The organism is Haladaptatus ordinarius (assembly GCF_054177595.1).
The window spans coordinates 17,858-35,110 of the sequence record NZ_JBPEHH010000033.1 but is presented as its reverse complement, the minus strand read 5'-3'; the positions used below and the strand labels follow the sequence as shown (position 1 = coordinate 35,110).

15 protein-coding genes are annotated in these 17,253 nt (G+C 62.5%); 3 read left to right on the top strand and 12 right to left on the bottom strand.

Features of this window, described 5'->3' with window-relative positions:
• Positions 1 to 103: 103 nt before the first annotated feature.
• Both ACR3FF_RS13625 and ACR3FF_RS13620 read right to left on the bottom strand, forming a co-directional pair.
• Complete coding sequence (locus ACR3FF_RS13625) at positions 104 to 748, bottom strand: helix-turn-helix domain-containing protein (protein ID WP_458188622.1); 645 nt, start codon at positions 746 to 748, stop codon at positions 104 to 106.
• Between the two features lie 59 nt (positions 749 to 807).
• Positions 808 to 1,233 carry a hypothetical protein gene (locus ACR3FF_RS13620; protein ID WP_458188621.1) on the bottom strand — a complete coding sequence of 142 codons (426 nt, stop codon included), beginning with the start codon at positions 1,231 to 1,233 and terminating at the stop codon, positions 808 to 810.
• 446 nt (positions 1,234 to 1,679) lie between these two features.
• On the opposite strand from ACR3FF_RS13620, the gene ACR3FF_RS13615 reads away from it, so the two are divergent.
• Positions 1,680 to 2,642, top strand: coding sequence for a formyltransferase family protein (locus ACR3FF_RS13615; RefSeq protein ID WP_458188620.1), 963 nt, complete (start codon positions 1,680 to 1,682; stop codon positions 2,640 to 2,642).
• 77 nt (positions 2,643 to 2,719) lie between these two features.
• On the opposite strand, the gene ACR3FF_RS13610 is transcribed toward ACR3FF_RS13615, so the two are convergent.
• The 10 genes from ACR3FF_RS13610 to ACR3FF_RS13565 form a co-directional block, all read right to left on the bottom strand.
• Entirely contained in the window at positions 2,720 to 3,472 is a 753-nt protein-coding gene (locus tag ACR3FF_RS13610) for an ABC transporter ATP-binding protein (protein WP_458188619.1), read from the bottom strand.
• On the bottom strand, positions 3,469 to 4,257 hold the full coding sequence (locus ACR3FF_RS13605; RefSeq protein WP_458188618.1) for an ABC transporter ATP-binding protein: 789 nt from the start codon (positions 4,255 to 4,257) through the stop codon (positions 3,469 to 3,471). The genes ACR3FF_RS13610 and ACR3FF_RS13605 overlap by 4 nt, the downstream gene beginning before the upstream one ends.
• The gene (locus ACR3FF_RS13600; protein WP_458188617.1) at positions 4,247 to 5,359 is read right to left on the bottom strand and encodes a branched-chain amino acid ABC transporter permease; all 1,113 of its coding nucleotides are present in this window, start codon (positions 5,357 to 5,359) and stop codon (positions 4,247 to 4,249) included. The genes ACR3FF_RS13605 and ACR3FF_RS13600 overlap by 11 nt, the downstream gene beginning before the upstream one ends.
• A 3-nt stretch (positions 5,360 to 5,362) precedes the next feature.
• Complete coding sequence (locus tag ACR3FF_RS13595) at positions 5,363 to 6,229, bottom strand: branched-chain amino acid ABC transporter permease (RefSeq protein ID WP_458188616.1); 867 nt, start codon at positions 6,227 to 6,229, stop codon at positions 5,363 to 5,365.
• Between the two features lie 21 nt (positions 6,230 to 6,250).
• Positions 6,251 to 7,621, bottom strand: a complete 1,371-nt coding sequence (locus tag ACR3FF_RS13590) for an ABC transporter substrate-binding protein (RefSeq protein WP_458188615.1) — start codon at positions 7,619 to 7,621, stop codon at positions 6,251 to 6,253.
• Positions 7,622 to 8,333: 712 nt separating this feature from the next.
• The gene (locus ACR3FF_RS13585; protein ID WP_458188614.1) at positions 8,334 to 9,650 is read right to left on the bottom strand and encodes an aspartate aminotransferase family protein; all 1,317 of its coding nucleotides are present in this window, start codon (positions 9,648 to 9,650) and stop codon (positions 8,334 to 8,336) included.
• A 25-nt stretch (positions 9,651 to 9,675) separates the two neighbouring features.
• Positions 9,676 to 11,001 carry a dicarboxylate/amino acid:cation symporter gene (locus ACR3FF_RS13580; protein ID WP_458188613.1) on the bottom strand — a complete coding sequence of 442 codons (1,326 nt, stop codon included), beginning with the start codon at positions 10,999 to 11,001 and terminating at the stop codon, positions 9,676 to 9,678.
• Positions 11,002 to 11,364: 363 nt separating this feature from the next.
• Complete coding sequence (ilvD, locus tag ACR3FF_RS13575) at positions 11,365 to 13,080, bottom strand: dihydroxy-acid dehydratase (RefSeq protein WP_458188611.1); 1,716 nt, start codon at positions 13,078 to 13,080, stop codon at positions 11,365 to 11,367.
• A 74-nt stretch (positions 13,081 to 13,154) separates the two neighbouring features.
• The gene (locus ACR3FF_RS27425; protein ID WP_472850153.1) at positions 13,155 to 13,418 is read right to left on the bottom strand and encodes a DUF8152 family protein; all 264 of its coding nucleotides are present in this window, start codon (positions 13,416 to 13,418) and stop codon (positions 13,155 to 13,157) included.
• Between the two features lie 45 nt (positions 13,419 to 13,463).
• Positions 13,464 to 14,345, bottom strand: coding sequence for a sulfurtransferase (locus ACR3FF_RS13565; protein ID WP_458188609.1), 882 nt, complete (start codon positions 14,343 to 14,345; stop codon positions 13,464 to 13,466).
• Positions 14,346 to 14,466: 121 nt separating this feature from the next.
• Between ACR3FF_RS13565 and ACR3FF_RS13560 the strand changes: the two genes are divergently transcribed.
• Together ACR3FF_RS13560 and katG are read left to right on the top strand one after the other, a co-directional pair.
• Positions 14,467 to 14,796: a hypothetical protein gene (locus ACR3FF_RS13560; RefSeq protein WP_458188608.1), complete on the top strand. Its 330-nt coding sequence runs from the start codon at positions 14,467 to 14,469 to the stop codon at positions 14,794 to 14,796.
• Between the two features lie 242 nt (positions 14,797 to 15,038).
• Positions 15,039 to 17,213, top strand: a complete 2,175-nt coding sequence (gene katG / locus ACR3FF_RS13555) for a catalase/peroxidase HPI (RefSeq protein ID WP_458188607.1) — start codon at positions 15,039 to 15,041, stop codon at positions 17,211 to 17,213.
• The last annotated feature ends 40 nt before the right edge of the window (positions 17,214 to 17,253 follow it).

The following is a 17,253-nucleotide window of genomic DNA, read 5'->3' as shown; positions in this document are numbered from 1 at the left end:
TAAGGTCGAGTTCGTCTTGGCATCCCATCGAAATAGAAGTGGAGGTTGGTGCGTCAACCGTGATATAATACCGAACGACGAATGGAGATCCCCACTCTCGATCTCAAGCGGTGGTTAACAACGCATTTTCGACCAACTTCTCCACCCCGCCACGGATTCGCTTCGAGAGCGCCTGCGAACTGATGTCCAGTTCCGCCCCGAGTTCGTCGAGCGTGGTTCGGCTGGGCGTCTCGAAATACCCACGATTCGCGGCCAACAGGAGGGCCTCGCGCTGTTCGGGCGTCAAGCCGAACATCCGCCCCCGTCGGTACTCCTCGGTCAGCGAGTAGACGCGATCTATCTGAAGTGCGATGTCGTGTTTCGTACAATAGTTGTAGAACTTCGCGATGTGTTCGTGGTCGTCGAAACGGAGCTGGAACTTCCACGTATCTCCCCCATGTCCTTCCATCAACGCACCCTTTGCTTCGGTTATTCCAGCGAAGATATCGTGTTTTTCTGTCCATTCGATCCGGTACAAGACACGACCTTCGAGTTCGTCAAGTCGGTCGAAGTTCTCAACGAGTGGTTCCTGTGTCAGCGTCTCATCGAACTCGAAGTAGTCGGTATCTTCGATCCACAGATAGGGAACCGCCGCCCGTCGCATCGGGACGACACGTTCGAGTTCGATGTGCATCGGCTTGCTGCTGGCGAGTACTTCACCGAACCGAAACTGGCCTGCGTCGATGGAAACTTCGGTGATGACGCTCATATTCGATGCTACGCTAGGAGCTATATTGAGTGTACTTCAGGCATGAAACGCTTCGAACATTATTCGGCGGTCGCACGCTCCGCCGGTGCAGTGATTCGTTCGCCATCGACCGCGAACGCGCATGCGAGGACGAGCGCGTCGAGTCCCCAAACCACGGCGACGCTCAGATACGCCAGTTCGTAGCTTGTCGCCGACGCAATCGCCCCACTGGCAGAGCGGGCTGATAGTATGACCGACCGACAAGAACGCGGAATAGACGCCGAGAACCGCTCCTTTGTTCCCTTCTGAAGCTGTTTCGTATCGAATCGTACCGAGCGCTGGCCCCGAGAACGCGCTGAAGACCGCACCGAGCACGTAGAGCAGGAACGGGACGAACCAGATGTGGCCGAACCGACGACGACGATGACGGCCGTCAAGACGAGCTTCCCGAGCAGGAGGCTTCGTTGCTTTCCGACCGAATTGACGAGTGAGCCGCCGATCGGCATGGCGACCGTGAGAGCGATGCTGAAGAGAACACACCGGAGCACGGACGGACGGAGTACCCAGAGAACACCCAGAGAAGACTCTCAGGAGAGAGCCGGCTCTGTGAGCAGATTCGTGAGAAGAGCGACCGACCGACGGACGCTCCCGCTCCGGTTATCCGGGATACATCGTCGAGATTTTAAGTACAATAGATGTCAAATTTTTTGTACATCGAACGATCGTATTTGTCATCCGCCAAGAGACGCCTCGCGGACAGTGGTCGTCGCACGTGCCATTGGGAGTAGGGGCGCTGGCTCCCGGTCGTCCTCAGGGCACCGAAGCGACGGCGTAAATCTAGCATTCTCGGACAACAGGTTGCGTATAACGAACACGGTGTGTTCGAAATGTAGGGTGAATCATGTCTCCTACGAATGACGTTCAATCCGTTCGGGGACAGTCGAGCGAATCGATGACCGGGGGGGAACAGACGGGCCAGCAGTTGCGGACGGTGGAAGAACCACTTCGGGTGGGGGTACTTTTGCCTGGGGAGACGGTTCCCGCGTGGATGAAACGCGCCATCGAACGGATGATTGCGGAGACGAACGTCGAAATTACGCACCTCGTCGTCAACACCGCCGCCGCTCCCGACGACCTGAGCGATTACCTCGCCAGGTCGTTTCCGGGTGGAATGCGGGAGTATGCGTCGTGTTGTGTCGACCGCCTGCGCGCGCATCCACTCTGGTCGCTCACGGGCATCGGTCGGCAGTTCGCGCCGACGCCCGCGTATCAGGAGCCGAAACCGGTCGAATCCATCGCCGACGTTTCGTCCGCCGAGCGCATCCTCTGTCGCCCCGTTCCAGCTACCGATTTCGGAAATCGGTTACCCGACGACGTGGCGACGACGGTGGGTGAGAACACGGACGTCGTCGTCCGGCTCGGCTTCGGCGTGTTGAAAGGCGAGTTTCTGACGATGCCCACCCACGGTGTGTTGAGCTTTCATCGAGGCGACCTCGAATCCTATCGCGGACAGCCGGGTGGCTTCTGGGAGTTCCTCGACGACGAACCGACGGCCGGCGTCACGCTCCAGCGAATCGGGGAGACGCTCGACGGTGGCGAGATAATCGCCGAGGAGACGGTCGACATCACAGACGCACACACGTGGCGTGAGGTCGAACGTCGCCAAATCGCCACGTGCGAGCGACTCCTCACAGCCGGCGTTCGGCGGCTTCGGGACGCCTCCCACGAACCGTCCACGCCCGATTCGTTAGGAAAACTGCACACGATGCCGACGGGAGTGGACGTCGCTCGCTACGTGGGGAAAACGGCCGTCGGGAAACTGCGCACGCTGTCCGGTCTGACCACCACGGGAGACGGCACCCGACCACGGCACGAGGGGACAGGACACGATCGCCGGTCGACGGGACACGATTGACGATACGTGACACGACTGCTGGTCGGCGGAGATGCGCTTCGAAAGGAGACCGACGAAGAGAGTATCGAGCCGGTCCGTTACCCACCGAGATACGCATCGCGGATGTATTCGTCACCGCGCAGCGTCTCCGGCGTCCCTTCACGCTCGAATCGGCCGTTCTCGAGCAGGTAGACCCTGTCTGCGTGTTCGAGCGTGAATCTGACGTTCTGTTCGCACAACAGCACGGTGACGCCGGCGTCCCGTATCTCCTCGATGCCGTCGCTGATGTCGTCTAAGACGACCGGCGCGAGACCGAGCGTCGGTTCGTCGAGCAACAGGAGGTCCGGGTCGCTCATCAGCGCCCGCCCGATGGCGAGCATCTGCTGTTCGCCACCGCTCAAGGTTCGGGCCTGCTGTGTTGTCCGGTCCTCGAGCGTCGGAAATAGGTCGTAGACGAACGCGAGTCGATTGTCGCTCTCGGCTCGATGGCGGTACGTGCCGAGTTCGAGGTTGTCGGCGACACTCATGTAGCCGAATAGGTCCCGCGTCTCGGTGCAGTGAACCAACCCCTGCGAGACGAGGTCGCTCGGCCGCGAATCGGCGACCTCCCGTCCACGGTAGGTGACACGACCCTCGTAGGGGTGGTGGCCGGTGACGGCGTCGGCGAGCGTCGATTTCCCCGCGCCGTTGGGGCCGATGATACCGATGATCTCACCGGCAGCGACGTGGAAGTCGATGCCGCGAAGTGCGGCCACCTCGCCGTACGAGACACGGAGGTTCTCGGCGAGCAACACCGTCTCGCGCCGGCGTTCGTCCTGCGGTGACGAGGGGCTACCGACGTCTGCGCTCACACGGTCTCACCACCCAGGTACGCCTCTCGGACGCGGGGGTCGCGTTTTATCTCGTCGGGCGTTCCGTCCGCCAGTTTCGACCCGAACTGGATGACGATGACCCGGTCGATGAGCGAGAGGAGGCCGCGCATGTTGTGGTCGACGACGACCAGCGTGATGCCGCGGTCACGAAACGACTCCAGAAGTGCGGATATCTCCGCGACCTCCTGACTCGACAGTCCGGCGAACGGTTCGTCTATCAACAGCAGGTCCGGGTCGGTCGCGAGAGCGCGCCCGAGTTCGAGTCGCAACAGCCCCGCGTGGGGTAACTCATCAGGGCGCTGTGTCAGTCGGTCGCCGAGGCCGACTCGTTCGCATATCGCGGCGGCTTCTCGCCGCGTCGTCCCTCGGAGTCCGGAGATTGACGCGAGTCTGTCCGGAACGAGTGCGAGCGCGACGTTCTGGACGACGTTCCGGTCTTCGAGCGGCCGGAACGACTGGAAGGTTCGTGCCATCCCCCGCTTGACCATCCGGTAGGTCGGTTCGGCGGTCACGTCCTCGCCACGATACCACACCGTGCCGTCGGTCGGTGGGTACGTGCCCATCACGCAGTCGAACGTCGTCGATTTCCCGGCACCGTTCGGCCCGATGAACCCGAGTATCTCGTTTTCCGCCACGGCAAAAGAGAGGTCGTCGACCGCCGTCAGACCGCCGAATCGCTTCGTCAGGCTGTCCAACACGAGGATGCCGTCGGTCGGTTCGTACGTCGTTTCCGCTTCGCCGGTCGAAGACTGATCAGCGCTCATCGTCGCCACCTCCATCAGGGTCTCCATTCGAGCCTCCATCCGGGAGCACCTGCTCTGCGTCTCCGTTCTTCCGGGCCACGATGCGCCGTCCGTTCCTGACCGCCCACGGGACGATACCACGAGGGAGGAAAAACAGGAGTGCGAGCGTGACGACCGAGAACAGGAGCAAGTCGAGTTCTGCGATGGGGGCGTCGAACAGCGGCACCGTCCATTCGAGTTGACTCAGATAGTCCCGAAACATGTAGAAGAACAGCCCACCGATAGCCGGGCCGACGATGGTTCCCATCCCGCCGAGCACGCTCGCGATTATCACCTCGATGCTGACGGTGAGGACGAGCAACTGACTCGGTTGCGGGTTGCCGATGGGCGTGTGGACGAACACCGCACCGCCGAGACCGCCGACGGCGGCGCTCAGGACGAACGCGAATATCTTGAATTTGGCCGGGTTGAGGCCGACTGCCGAGACCGCTCTCTCGTCTTCGCGGATGGCGGTGAACACCGCCCCCGCGTCCGAGCGCGTGACGGCGAGCAACAAGAGCAATACGAACGCGAACAGGAAGAATGCGAGGTAGTAGTTGGCCGTGATCACCGTCTGGAAGTCCTCGAACGAGAGGAGTTCGTCGGGACTCGCCAGGCCGAGTTCCCCACCGAACGTCCCGCTGAACACGATGAAGATCTGTAGCAGGATGAGCGGCGCGACGAGCGTGACCAGCGACAGGTACGGCCCCTCCAACCGGAGTGCGGGAACGCCGATGACGATTCCGGCGAACGCGGCGACGACGGTTCCGATTGGTATCGCGACGAGCGGGTCGATTCCCAGTTCGAGATTGAGGAGTGCCGACGAGTAGCCCCCGACGGCGAAAAAGAGACCGTGACCGAAGCTAATCTGACCGGTGTACCCCGAGACGGCGTCCCAGCTCATCGCGAAGACGGCGAAGTAGAACGCACCCGTGAGCTTCAACACGGTGAGTGGTTCGACGCCGAACGGGAGCAAGCCGAGTCCGAGGAGGCCGAGGATGCCGAGCTGGTGACGGAGCGAGAGTGAAGTCGGGTCGAGGAGGTCCCGGTACGTCCGCCGTTCGGTGGGAAAGTCGTCCGCCATGGGTCAGGCCTCCGCGAGTTCACGACCGAACAGTCCTTCGGGCTTGAGCAGGAGCACACCGACCAGGACGACGAGCGACGCGAGCCCGCTCAGGCTCGAATCGACGTACGAGACCGTGAACACTTCGAGGAAGCCGATCAGGTACGCGCCGACGACGCTCCCGCGGATGGAACCGATGCCACCGAGCACGACGATGGAAAAAGAGAGGATTAGCGGCCCTCGTCCCATCGTCCAGGTGGCGGTCCTGAACGACCCGAGAAAGAGCCCGGCGATGCCCGCGAGCATCCCCGCGACCAGCCAAGTGTAGAGGTACATGCGGTCGCTCTCGATGCCGACGAGCGCGGCACCCTTCGTGCTCATGCTCGTCGCGAGGATGGCCTTTCCCGTCCGTGTGTAGTGTATCGCCACCACCAGCACCCCGATGAGCAGCCACGACAGGAGAAACACCAGGACCAGGTTTGTCTGGACGGTGCTTCCAGCGAACGACAACTGGCCGGGGAGCAGCGACGGAATCGCCTTCGGCTGTGTGCCCTCCACGACGAGGACGAGCTGTTCGATTGCGATGGCGGTCACGAGCGTCAGTATCATCACCGTAATCGGTTCGTCCTGTACCCAACGTATCACGCCCGCGTACAGTGCGGCACTGAATAGCCCCGGAACGAGCAGTGCGGCGACCGCTGCGACCCAGATGCTGGCTCCCAGCGCGGTGACGACGTAGTACGCCGTGAAGGCACCGACGGTGATGTTCGCGCCGTGCGCGAGGTTCAGGACGCCACCGACGCCGAATATCAGCGTGAATCCGATAGCGACCAGCGCGTACAGTGCACTTATCAAGACGGCATTGACCGTCACGTTGAGTACGTCGACCATGGTGTCGAGAACGGACGGTGTTTACACCCAGGGCGGTGACTGGTAATCGGCCGTCTTGACGTCTTCCGGCCAGATGACCTCCTGAGTTCCGTTCCCGTCCGTCTCCTGCCACTGGAGCCAGACCGGCCAGGCGAACTGCTCCCCGTACTTCACGTCGTGCGTGAACTGGTGGTCCCGACCGTAGTATTCGAGCGACGACGTCGTCGTCCCCGTGAACGACATCTGCTCTAGGACCGGGATGATTTCTTCGGCCTCCCTGCTCCCCGCCTCTTCGGCCGCGGCGGCGTACTGGTTGACCGCATCGTAGGTGATGTACCCGGTATAGACGGGCAACCGGTCGAAGGACTCCTGGTAGGCGTTCGCGTACGGAACCGTCTTCTCGGTAATCTCGCTCGTCGGCGTCGCGGAGTTCTGGGTCACGGCGAACCGACTCGCACCGTTGACCGACTGGTAGTACGACGGCAACTGCATCGGGACGTGGATGCCGCCGAAACCGAACGGTCGCTGCTGTTTCGCCCACTGGACGAGCGCCGCCGTCCCGGTGTGTGCCATGACGACGTACGCCGCGTCGACTCCGGCGTTCTGGATGTCGTCGTAGATGGGCGAGAAGTTCTCCGTCCCGCTCGCGTAGCGCTGGTTGACCGGCACGTCGATGCCGGTGTCGCTCAGCGCACCTTCGAGTTCGGCCGAAATCGGCTCCGTCCACTTGAAGTCCTCCGCGAGCACGGCGACCGAGTTCCACCCCATCGACTCGAAGTTCGCCTCCGCGAAGGTGACCATGTTCCGCCCGAGGAATCGGGAGTTGACCGGCCCGGTTCTGAAGAAGTACTTGAACCGGTCGTAGTTCTGCGAGACCTGCCTGCTCGCGTCGGGCGTCGCCGCACCCGTGCTCATGTGGAGCGTCTGCTGTTGGGCGATGCTCGGCATGAGGTTGATGAGCACCTCGCTCGTGAAAACACCCGTCGTCAGGTCGACCTGCTCACCGACGGTGAGCTCCTGATACGCCCGCTGGCCGGTCGATGGGTCTTCTTTCGTGTCTTTCACGCTGACCTCGACGTTCCCGCCGAGGATGCCACCGTTCTGATTGAGTTCGTTCGCGGCCAGTTCCGCCGAGTTCGCCATCGACGCGCCTATCGGATTGTTCCCCGGTTCGGGTGCAAGCACGCCGATGGTGAGCGCGTTCTGTAGATTTCGTACCGACCCAAGATAGCCCGTCAGGGGAGTTACCGACGCTCCGACGCCCGCGAATCGGAGGAATCTCCGTCGGTCGAAACCTGTCGATTCCGCGACAGCGTCTGATGTGTTCTCTCCCTCTCGATATCTCCTCGTGTCCGACGCTTCCCCACCACAGTTGGTATCGTCGTTTACCATTTTCCCGGTAACAGTATCCATTACAATCCGCATAAGTGTGCGGGTTGTTAACATGTTCCACAGAGGTTCAGTCATCCGCTCCGGTCGACGACCAAAGTCCGAACGGTCGGTACGCTCCGGATTCGACCGACGTTGGCGACGGGGCCGACCGTCACAGTGGCCGGACCGTCGCCACTATCTGAGCGGAACCTGTCACATCGTCGTTCCAGACCGACCAGACCTCTTCTCTCGGAGAGATCCGCTCGCTGTTCTTAGGCAGAACCACACCGAACCGCTGCGAGGCGTGGCGGCTCGGTCTTCGTCTGCGACCGGTATCGACGAGTTTCGTGAAAAATCCCGAACCCCCGGGAAGAGAGCGACGAGCCGTTGTGACATCCTCCCGCGGCTCAAGACGCGGGGCTCCCACAAGCCGGTCTTGCTGAGTTGGGATGGTTACGGTTTACACCCCGACGAGGTGCTGGCACTGCCACGGCACCGTTAGTCCTATCCAGCGATGGATTCGGAGGTACCTGGTTATTTTGCGTCGGTCTGCGTGTCCGAGGGCTTACTTATTTGATGAGGTAAACACCGAGTCAACTGCCAGTTTTCGGACTGTCAGAACCCGATGGAGTACCATCGAATCGACAGTGAAGGATACGCACGAAACGCACCTAAGACTGCACCGTGCAGTGAAAGTGAACAAAGACGGCGATTCATCCACGCCCTCAAGGGCATGGTATTCTCGCCTGTAATTCTATAAATCGGACAGCACGGCGTCGGCGTCGTCGAGATACGCCGTCAGGTGCTCGTCGCCGTGAGCGAACGAGAGGTGGTGGCGCTTGTACGGATTCGGCGTGAAGAAATGCCCCCGCTCGCGCATTCCCGCCGCAAACGCTCGGAACTTCTCCTCGTCCAGTCCAAGCACATCTTCGTAGGTTTCCGGCTCGCCGGTCACGCCGAACTGCACGCTGAAGATGCTGCGGTGGCCGACGACGCGCCCCTCGAGAGCGTGGTCGGCGAGCAACTCGCGGAGGCCTTCACGATACGCGTCACCCAATTCGGTGAGGTGGTCCTGGACGTCCTCTTCGACGATGGTGTCGATGGTCTCACGCGCCGCCGCCAATCCCGGAAGGTTACCCGAGTAGGTCCCGCTAATGACGACGCCGGATGTGTTGTCGCCGCCCGCTTGCGCCATGAGGTCCTCGTGCCCGCCGACGGCGGCGACGGGGTAGCCATTGCCCAACGCTTTGGCGACGCAGGTCAGGTCGGGGGTGACGCCGAACTCGCCCTGCGCGCCGTGGGGCGAGTGGCGAAAGCCGGTGATGACCTCGTCGAAGATGAGCGGGATATCGTGCTCTCTCGTCTGTTCGCGGAGTGTCTGAAGGAATGCTTGGTCAGGAAGTAAACACCCCACGGAGTGGGGGACGGGTTCGAGGATGACGCCCGCGAGGTCGTCGCCGTGTTCGCGCAGCACGGCGTCGACGGCCTCCGAATCGTTGAACGGGGCGACGAGAGTGTTCTCGACGGCGGCCGAGAGCATCCCCGCCGATTCGGGATACTGCTCGCCGAGGTGGTCTTCGGGCGGGTAGACGCTCACGTCGACGTAGTCGTGCCAGCCGTGATAGCAACCCTCGAATTTCAAAATCTTCTCGTTGCCCGTGTGCGCCCGTGCAAGGCGGATGGCATGATACGTCGCCTCGCTCCCGCTGTTGCAGAAGTTGACCTGGTCGACGCTCGGCAGCAAATCGACCAGGCGTTCAGCGACCTCGACTTCCAGTTCGGTCGTCCCCGCGCCGTAGAGGACGCCGCGGTCGATGGCGCGGCGGGCGGCGTCGTCGACCGACTCGTGGGCGTGGCCGAGAACGATGGGGCCGAAACCCAGGTGGTAGTCGGTGTACGCCTCGTCGTCGACCGTCGTCAGGGTCGCACCCGCCGCGTAGTCGAAGGCGACCTCACCCGTCTCGTAGGCCTGTGCTCGTAAGCCGGTCTGGGCCCCGCCCGGGATGACCGCGCGGGCGCGGTCGACTAGCTCGTTGCTCCGAGTCGTGTCAGTCGTGGGTTCGTGTTGCATACTGTTGAAAAAGTGTCGTCGGTCGTTAGTCGTCGGTCGTAACGTTGTTCGCCAGACTGCCCGAACCGGTGCTGTCGTCGGCCCAGACGCCGGTGGTGAAGTCGACCGCGTCGTTCCACTTCGCCACGAGGGTCGTTACCGCGAGGTCACCAGTGACGTTGTTCATGGTGCGCATCCGGTCGAGCAGCGGGTCGACGCCCGCGACCATCGCGATGGCCGAGAGCGGCAGGCCGACCTGCGTGAACACGACGGACATCATGATGAGACTCGCGCCGGGCACGCCCGCCGTGCCGATGCTGGCGAGCAGGGCCGTGAGCAGGACGCTCAACTGTTCGGCGAGCGTGAGCGACTTGCCGACCACGTTGGCGGTGAAGATGGCGGCGATACCGAGGTACATCGCGGTGCCGTCCATGTTCACCGTCGCGCCGAGCGGCAGCGAGAAACTGTAGACGCCCTCGTCGATGCCGAGGTTTTCGTCCGCGTTGGACATCGTCACCGGGAGCGTCCCGCTGGACGACCGGATGCTCAGCGCGGTCATCATGGCGTCTTTCCCGCCGCGCAGGAAGTCGATGGGCGATTTGCCCACCAGGCCGAGCATGATGACGAGCAAGTAGACGATGGCGATGTGGAGACCGATGGCGATGGCCAGCGACGCGACGAGTTTGAGCAGCGAGACGATAGCGCCGATGCCGGTCTGGCCGAACAGGGCGGCCATCAGGGCGAACACGCCGATGACGCCGTACTCCATCACGCCCCAGACGACTTTGAACATCACTTCCGCACCCACCTCGACGGCGTCGAAGACGGCAGAGACGCCTTCGTCGAGTTTCGACCCGGGTTCGGCTTCGTCTCGGACGACGGTCAACCCGATACCGAAGACGAGCGAGAAGAAGATGACGCCGAGCATCTTCCCCTCTGCCATCGCGTGGATGGGGTTCTCCGGAACGATTCCGAGGAGGACCTCCCCGAGCGGTGGAGCCTGCTCCGTGTTGACGTTGGCGTTCTTCGCCAGTTCGATTCCGACGCCGGGGTCGATGAGGTTGCTGATGCCGAGACCGATGGCGATGGCGACCATCGTCGTGAGGAGATACAACGCGACGACCTCGACGCCGATTTTGCCGAGGTTCGTCGGTGAGAGGTTCCGTGCCGCCATGATGAGGGTGAAGACGACGATGGGGACGATGACCATCTTCAGCAATCGAACGAACAGGTCGCCGAGTGGTTGGAGGGAGGCTGCCGGTTTCCCGACGGCGATTCCGACGATAGAACCGAGGACGAACGCGGCCGCGATACGGTAAATAATGGGTACCGACCGATACCGTTGCCACGTCTGTGTTACACTACTCGTCATACACTCCCAATGTCATCGATAACCATACGAAAACATTTTCGGTTTTTAGTAGAAATATTCGACAAACCAGGATATTTTTGGTTAGATTTTCACTCTTAGATATTCTATCTGCTACGACGAAATCAGGTCACCGGTGGCCAAATCTGTCCAATCTGTGCGGTCGAGGGTAGGTCAGTTTTAGATACATTCTACTAAGGATTGGAATTTGTCACCGAAATACACGACGAACCGGCTGGATTCATTTATAAAGCTCGGCGGAAAAGTCGTCGTCGTCACCTCGGGCGCAGGTCCCGACGGACGACTGGGTTCGACACACCTCGTCGGCGTGACGGTCTTTCTTCCGTCTCCTCAGGGGCGGTGTCCTCACTCTCGCTTCGCGCCCGGATTCGTCACCGCACCGTTCGCGGCCGACCCGAACGCCGTTCCGTACTTCGCTAGCACGCCGGTCGTGTACGGCGGGTCGTCGGGTTCCCAGTCGTCCATCCTCTCGGTCAGTTCCTCGTCCGAGAGCGCGACCGAAAGCTCCCGGTTCGGGATGTCCACGGTCACTTCGTCGCCGTCTTCGAGTACCGCGATGGGGCCACCATCACGAGCCTCGGGTGCCACGTGCCCGACCATCGGCCCGCGGGTCGCTCCCGAGAAGCGCCCGTCGGTGAGCAGTGCGACGTCGTCTTCGTGGCCCTGTCCGACCACCGCCGCGGTGACGCCGAGCATCTCACGCATTCCGGGACCACCGCGCGGCCCCTCGTTGCGGATGACGAGCACGTCGCCCGACTCGATATCACCCTCCTGGACGTACCGCATCGCATCCTCCTCGTTCTCGAAGACGCGTGCCGGGCCGGAGTGGTGGAAGGCGTCGTCTTTCGTGACCTTCAACACCGCGCCGTCAGGTGCGAGATTGCCCGTCAGAATCTTTATCGCACCCTCGTCGCTGAAGGGGTCGTCCACGGGTCGGATGAACTCGGCGTCCAACGCGTCGTCGGCGGGCAGGTCGAGACGGTCGAGTTCCTCCGCGAGCGTGCGTCCGGTCACCGTCATCGCGTCGCCGTGGACGAGTCCGGCGTCGAGCAAGCGACGGAGGACGACCGGCACCCCGCCTTCGTCGTGGAGGTCTTTCATCACCTTCGTCCCGCCGGGCTGGAGGTTGACTATCTTTGGTGTCCGGCGCGAGACGTCGTCGAAATCCTCGATGGAGAGGTCGATACCCGCCTCCGCCGCGAGCGCGAGCAGGTGGAGCACCGCGTTCGTGGAGCCGCCCATCGCCACCTGTACCGCGATGGCGTTCTCGAACGACTCCCGAGAGAGGATGTCCGAGGGTTTGCGGTCGTTCTCCACCGCATCGAGGGCGAGTTCCCCGGCGCGTTCTGCCACCTCGTAACGTCCTTCGGATTCGGCGGGCGGGCTGGCGGAGCCGAGCGGCGCGAGTCCGAGGGCCTCGCTGATGGAGGCCATCGTGTTCGCGGTGAACATCCCTCCGCAGGACCCCGCGCCGGGGCAGGCGTCGTGTTCGAGTTCGACCAACTCGTCTTCGGTCATGTCGCCGTGGGCCACCGCGCCGACGCCCTCGAAGACGTTCTGCACCGTGACTTCGCGGCCCTCGTGGTGGCCGGGGAGGATGGAACCCCCGTAGAGGAAGACGGTCGGCAGGTCGGTGCGGATGGCCGCCATCATCATCCCGGGGAGGTTCTTGTCACAGCCCGCGACCGTGACGAGGGCGTCCATGCGCTCGCCGAAGGCGACGAGTTCGACGCTGTCGGCGATGACCTCGCGCGAGATGAGACTCGCTTTCATCCCCTCGGTGCCCATCGAGATGGCGTCCGAGATGGTGATGGTGCCGAACTCGATGGGCATCCCGCCCGCCGAATCGACCCCTTCGATTGCCGCGTCGGCCACGTCGTCCAGATGGACGTTACAGGGCGTGATGTCGGCGGCGGGGTTGGCCACCCCGACCATCGGCGAGGAGAGGTCGTCGTCGTCGAACCCCATCGCACGGAACATGGCGCGATGGGGGGCGCGTTCCGGCCCCTCGGTTACTTCTCGGCTCCGCAACCCCTCGGCTTTCTCTGGCGCGTCGTCCATGAGTACGAATAAGGGTGCTGGGGCGGGTTAAAGCCTCCCGAAGCGACAGAGCTTGCTGTCGAATCGTCGCGGTATCACTCGAGTTCGGCCAAGATGCGCGTCGTCAGTTCTCGCGCCTGCTCGACGTGTTCGTCCGCCTCCTCGCTCCCCGTCTCCTCGACGTGCGAGAGCAGTTCGTCGGCCTGCGAGACGCGCGTTTCGACGACCGATTCCGGTGCGTCTCTCGCGTCGCCGACGACCGCCTGAGCCTCACCGAGATACTGGCTCGGTCTCGTGGCGACCGGTAAGGAAGCGGTCGCTTCGAGGTGGGCGTAGAGGTCGGCGACGAGTTCGTGGATGTCGGTGATGGTGGCTATTCGTCGTGCCGGAAAAAAGGAGTGTCGCTACTCGCCCTTTTCGATGGGTGCGCGGACGATGTTCCCCCACTCGGTCCACGACCCGTCGTAGTTGCGCACGTCGTCGAAGCCGAGCAGTTCGTAGAGTGCAAACCACTCGATGGAGGAGCGTTCGCCGACGCGACAGTAGGTGATGACCGACTCGTCGCCGTCGACGCCGTGCTCGGCGTAGAGCTCGCGCAGTTCGTCGGCCGATTTGAACAGTCCGTCGTCGTCTAGCACGTCCGCGACCGGGACGTTGCTCGCGCCGGGGATGTGCCCGCCGCGCTGGGCCGTCTCCCGCATGCCCTCGGGCGCGATGACCTCACCCGTGAACTCCTCGGGCGACCGAACGTCCACCATCGGAAGGCCCGACTCCATCGCTTTCTCGACGTCGTCTCTGTACGCTCGGATGCTCTCGAACGGCCCCCTGGCGTTGTACTCCTGTGCGGAGTGGTCGGGTTCGTCGTCGGTCATGGGATAGTCGTTTTCGACCCAGTAATCCTTCCCGCCGTTCAGCACGCGAGCGTCCTCGTGGCCGTAGTATTTGAACTCCCAGTAGGCGAACAGCGCGAACCAGTTCGGTATCCAGCCGTCGCCGTAGAAGACGACGGTCGAATCCTCGCTGATGCCGGCCTCGCCGACGATCTGCTCGAAGTTCTCCTTTTTGAGGATGTCGCGCTCGGTCTCGTCCGAGAGGTCTTCGTCCCACTGCATCCCGATTGCGCCGGGAGCGTGTCCCTGGTCGTAGCGCGACGGGAAGTCCTCGTCGGGCGATTCGGGGCTGTTTACCTCTACGAGGCGGTACGCCGGGTCGTCGCTCTCGAACTCCTCGATGTGGTCTTCGACCCAGTCCGCCGAAACCAGAACGTCGTTTTCGTATTCGGACATCGGTGGGAGGATGGAGGCGAAGTTCCAAAACGTTCGTGGCCGGGCGACCGACGCTCGTTACTCGTGACCGCACCTCGGTTCAGCCAGTAGGATTACTTTCACGAAGCCCATCTACTCGGACATGGTGTTTCGGACGACGCGCGAGACGGTGACGACCCTCCGCGAATCACGGGATGCAATTCGGGAGGGACGAACCGCACTCAGGGAGGGACGGGTCGAGCTCGAAGCGCGGTACGAACGACTCCAGCGACGAATCGAGAGCGTCGAACGGGCGGTCGAACTGCTCCAGACCGACGGCCAGGAAACCGACCTCCGGCGTCTCCTCCCGCTCCTCGAACGAGGGACCGGTTTCGAACGAAGCGGTGACCACACCGAGCGCGACGTTCGGGTCTCCAGGGTCGGCGATTCGGTGGCTCCGAACGGGTCGTCCGGACACGTCCGTAGAGTATAGCTTTCCTTATTAGAAAATAAACATCCTGTAACAAGAAATCTATTCTGTCAGAACTGAACCAGAGGGCTGTGTACGCGAAAGTGAAGGTATGAAATGAGAAATCTCATCGGTACGTTTATAAATAATACATCGCATCTCGTAGATACCGGAGAGACAGCAATGTCAGAGGATACACCGAAACACGGTACAGGAGAACTCGACTGCGAGCAGGAGAACGGCGAGATTTCGGAGGTGACCCGACGATGAGTGGGTCGAACCACGACTGGTGGCCGAATCAGCTGAATCTGGAAATCCTCGACCAGAACGCTCGCCCGGTCGACCCGATGGGCGAAGAGTTCGACTACGCCGAGGAGTTCGAGACGCTCGACCTCGACGCGGTAAAGGCGGACATCGAAGAGGTCATGACGACGTCACAGGAGTGGTGGCCGGCTGACTACGGACACTACGGGCCGCTCTTCATCCGGATGGCGTGGCACAGCGCCGGCACGTACCGCACCAGCGATGGCCGCGGCGGCGCGTCCGGCGGCACACAGCGCTTCGCGCCCCTCAACAGTTGGCCCGACAATGCGAACCTCGACAAGGCGCGCCGGCTTCTTTGGCCGGTTAAGCAGAAGTACGGCCGCAAACTCTCGTGGGCCGACCTGATCGTCCTGACAGGGAACGTCGCCCTGGAGTCGATGGGCTTCGAGACGTTCGGATTCGCCGGCGGGCGCGAGGACGCCTACGAGCCCGACGAGGCCGTCTACTGGGGGCCCGAAGACGAGATGGAAGCGTCCGAGCGCTTCGACGATGAGGGGGAACTCGAGAACCCGCTCGGCGCCACCGTGATGGGTCTCATCTACGTGAATCCGGAGGGACCGGACGGCAATCCGGACCCGCTCGCGTCAGCGGAGAACATCCGAGAGTCGTTCGGCCGGATGGCGATGAACGACGAAGAAACGGCCGCGCTCATCGCCGGCGGACACACGTTCGGGAAAGTCCACGGTGCTGACTCCACTACTAACCTCGGTCCCGAGCCCGAAGCGGCCCCTATCGAGGAGCAGGGTCTCGGCTGGAAGAGCAGCCACGGCTCCGGCAAGGGGAGCGACACCATCACCAGTGGGATAGAGGGCCCGTGGACCGACGCGCCGACCCAGTGGGACATGGGCTATCTCGACAACCTGCTCGACTACGAGTGGGAGCCGGAGAAGGGTCCCGGCGGTGCGTGGCAGTGGACTCCGAAGGACGAGGCTGCACACGGCACCGTGCTGGACGCCCACGACTCGTCGAAAAAGCAGACCGTCATGATGCTGACGACGGACATCGCTCTGAAGCGTGATCCGGACTATCGGGAGATCGTCGAGCGCTTCCAGGAGAACCCAGAGGAGCTACAGGACGCCTTCGCGAAAGCGTGGTACAAGCTGATCCACCGTGACATGGGCCCACCGTCCCGGTTCCTCGGCCCGGAGGTTCCGGACGAGGAGATGCTGTGGCAGGACCCCGTCCCCGACGTCGACCACGAACTGATCGGAGACGAAGAAATCGCCAAGCTCAAGGAGACGATTCTCGCTTCGGACCTGTCCGTCCCCCAACTGGTCAAGACGGCCTGGGCGTCGGCATCGACGTACCGCAACAGCGACAAGCGCGGTGGAGCGAACGGTGCCCGCATTCGCCTCGAACCGCAGAAGAGCTGGGAAGTGAACGAGCCGGACCAGCTGGAGACGGTGCTGGGGACGCTCGAAGAGATTCAGGACGACTTCAACGGCTCGCGAACCGATGGGAAGCGAGTCTCGCTCGCCGACCTCATCGTTCTCGGCGGCTGCGCAGCCGTCGAGAAGGCTGCAGCGGACGCCGGATACGACGTGGACGTTCCGTTCGAACCGGGCCGTACCGACGCCTCGCAGGAACAGACCGACGTCGACTCCTTCGAGGTGCTCGAACCGGAAGCCGACGGGTTCCGTAACTACCTCGGGGACGAGACCGACCAGCCGGCGGAGGAGTTGCTGGTCGACAAGGCCGACCTCCTGGACCTGACGGCCGACGAGATGACGGTTCTGGTCGGCGGCATGCGCGCGCTGGGTGCGAACTACCGGGGTTCGGACTTCGGCGTCTTCACCGACCAGCCGGAGACGTTGACCAACGATTTCTTCGTGAACCTGCTCGACATGGACTACGAGTGGGAAGCGGGCTCGGAATCCCAGGACATCATGGAGTGGGAAGCGGCCTCGGATGCCCAGGACATCTACGAGTTGCGCGACCGTGAGACCGGCGAACGCGAGTGGAGGGGTACCCGCGTGGACCTCGTCTTCGGGTCAAACTCCCGGCTTCGAGCCATTGCAGACGTCTACGGCTCCGACGACGCAGAGGAGAAGTTCGTGCGTGACTTCGTGGATACGTGGGACAAAGTAATGAGCCTCGACCGCTTCGACCTCGATTGACATCCTCCCCGCGCTAAAGCGCGAGGATTCCCCTGAGTTG

Excerpts from the sequence above, each read along its gene's own strand:
- ACR3FF_RS13565 (WP_458188609.1), bottom strand. The coding sequence starts at position 14,345 with ATGTCCGAATACGAAAACGACGTTCTGGTTTCGGCGGACTGGGTCGAA.
- ACR3FF_RS13605 (WP_458188618.1), bottom strand. The coding sequence starts at position 4,257 with ATGAGCGCTGATCAGTCTTCGACCGGCGAAGCGGAAACGACGTACGAA.
- ilvD (WP_458188611.1), bottom strand. The coding sequence starts at position 13,080 with ATGGACGACGCGCCAGAGAAAGCCGAGGGGTTGCGGAGCCGAGAAGTA.
- katG (WP_458188607.1), top strand. The coding sequence starts at position 15,039 with ATGAGTGGGTCGAACCACGACTGGTGGCCGAATCAGCTGAATCTGGAA.
- ACR3FF_RS13615 (WP_458188620.1), top strand. The coding sequence starts at position 1,680 with ATGACCGGGGGGGAACAGACGGGCCAGCAGTTGCGGACGGTGGAAGAA.
- ACR3FF_RS13590 (WP_458188615.1), bottom strand. The coding sequence starts at position 7,621 with ATGGATACTGTTACCGGGAAAATGGTAAACGACGATACCAACTGTGGT.
- ACR3FF_RS13560 (WP_458188608.1), top strand. The coding sequence starts at position 14,467 with ATGGTGTTTCGGACGACGCGCGAGACGGTGACGACCCTCCGCGAATCA.
- ACR3FF_RS13580 (WP_458188613.1), bottom strand. The coding sequence starts at position 11,001 with ATGACGAGTAGTGTAACACAGACGTGGCAACGGTATCGGTCGGTACCC.
- ACR3FF_RS13595 (WP_458188616.1), bottom strand. The coding sequence starts at position 6,229 with ATGGTCGACGTACTCAACGTGACGGTCAATGCCGTCTTGATAAGTGCA.
- ACR3FF_RS13620 (WP_458188621.1), bottom strand. The coding sequence starts at position 1,233 with ATGCCGATCGGCGGCTCACTCGTCAATTCGGTCGGAAAGCAACGAAGC.
- ACR3FF_RS13625 (WP_458188622.1), bottom strand. The coding sequence starts at position 748 with ATGAGCGTCATCACCGAAGTTTCCATCGACGCAGGCCAGTTTCGGTTC.
- ACR3FF_RS13585 (WP_458188614.1), bottom strand. The coding sequence starts at position 9,650 with ATGCAACACGAACCCACGACTGACACGACTCGGAGCAACGAGCTAGTC.
- ACR3FF_RS13600 (WP_458188617.1), bottom strand. The coding sequence starts at position 5,359 with ATGGCGGACGACTTTCCCACCGAACGGCGGACGTACCGGGACCTCCTC.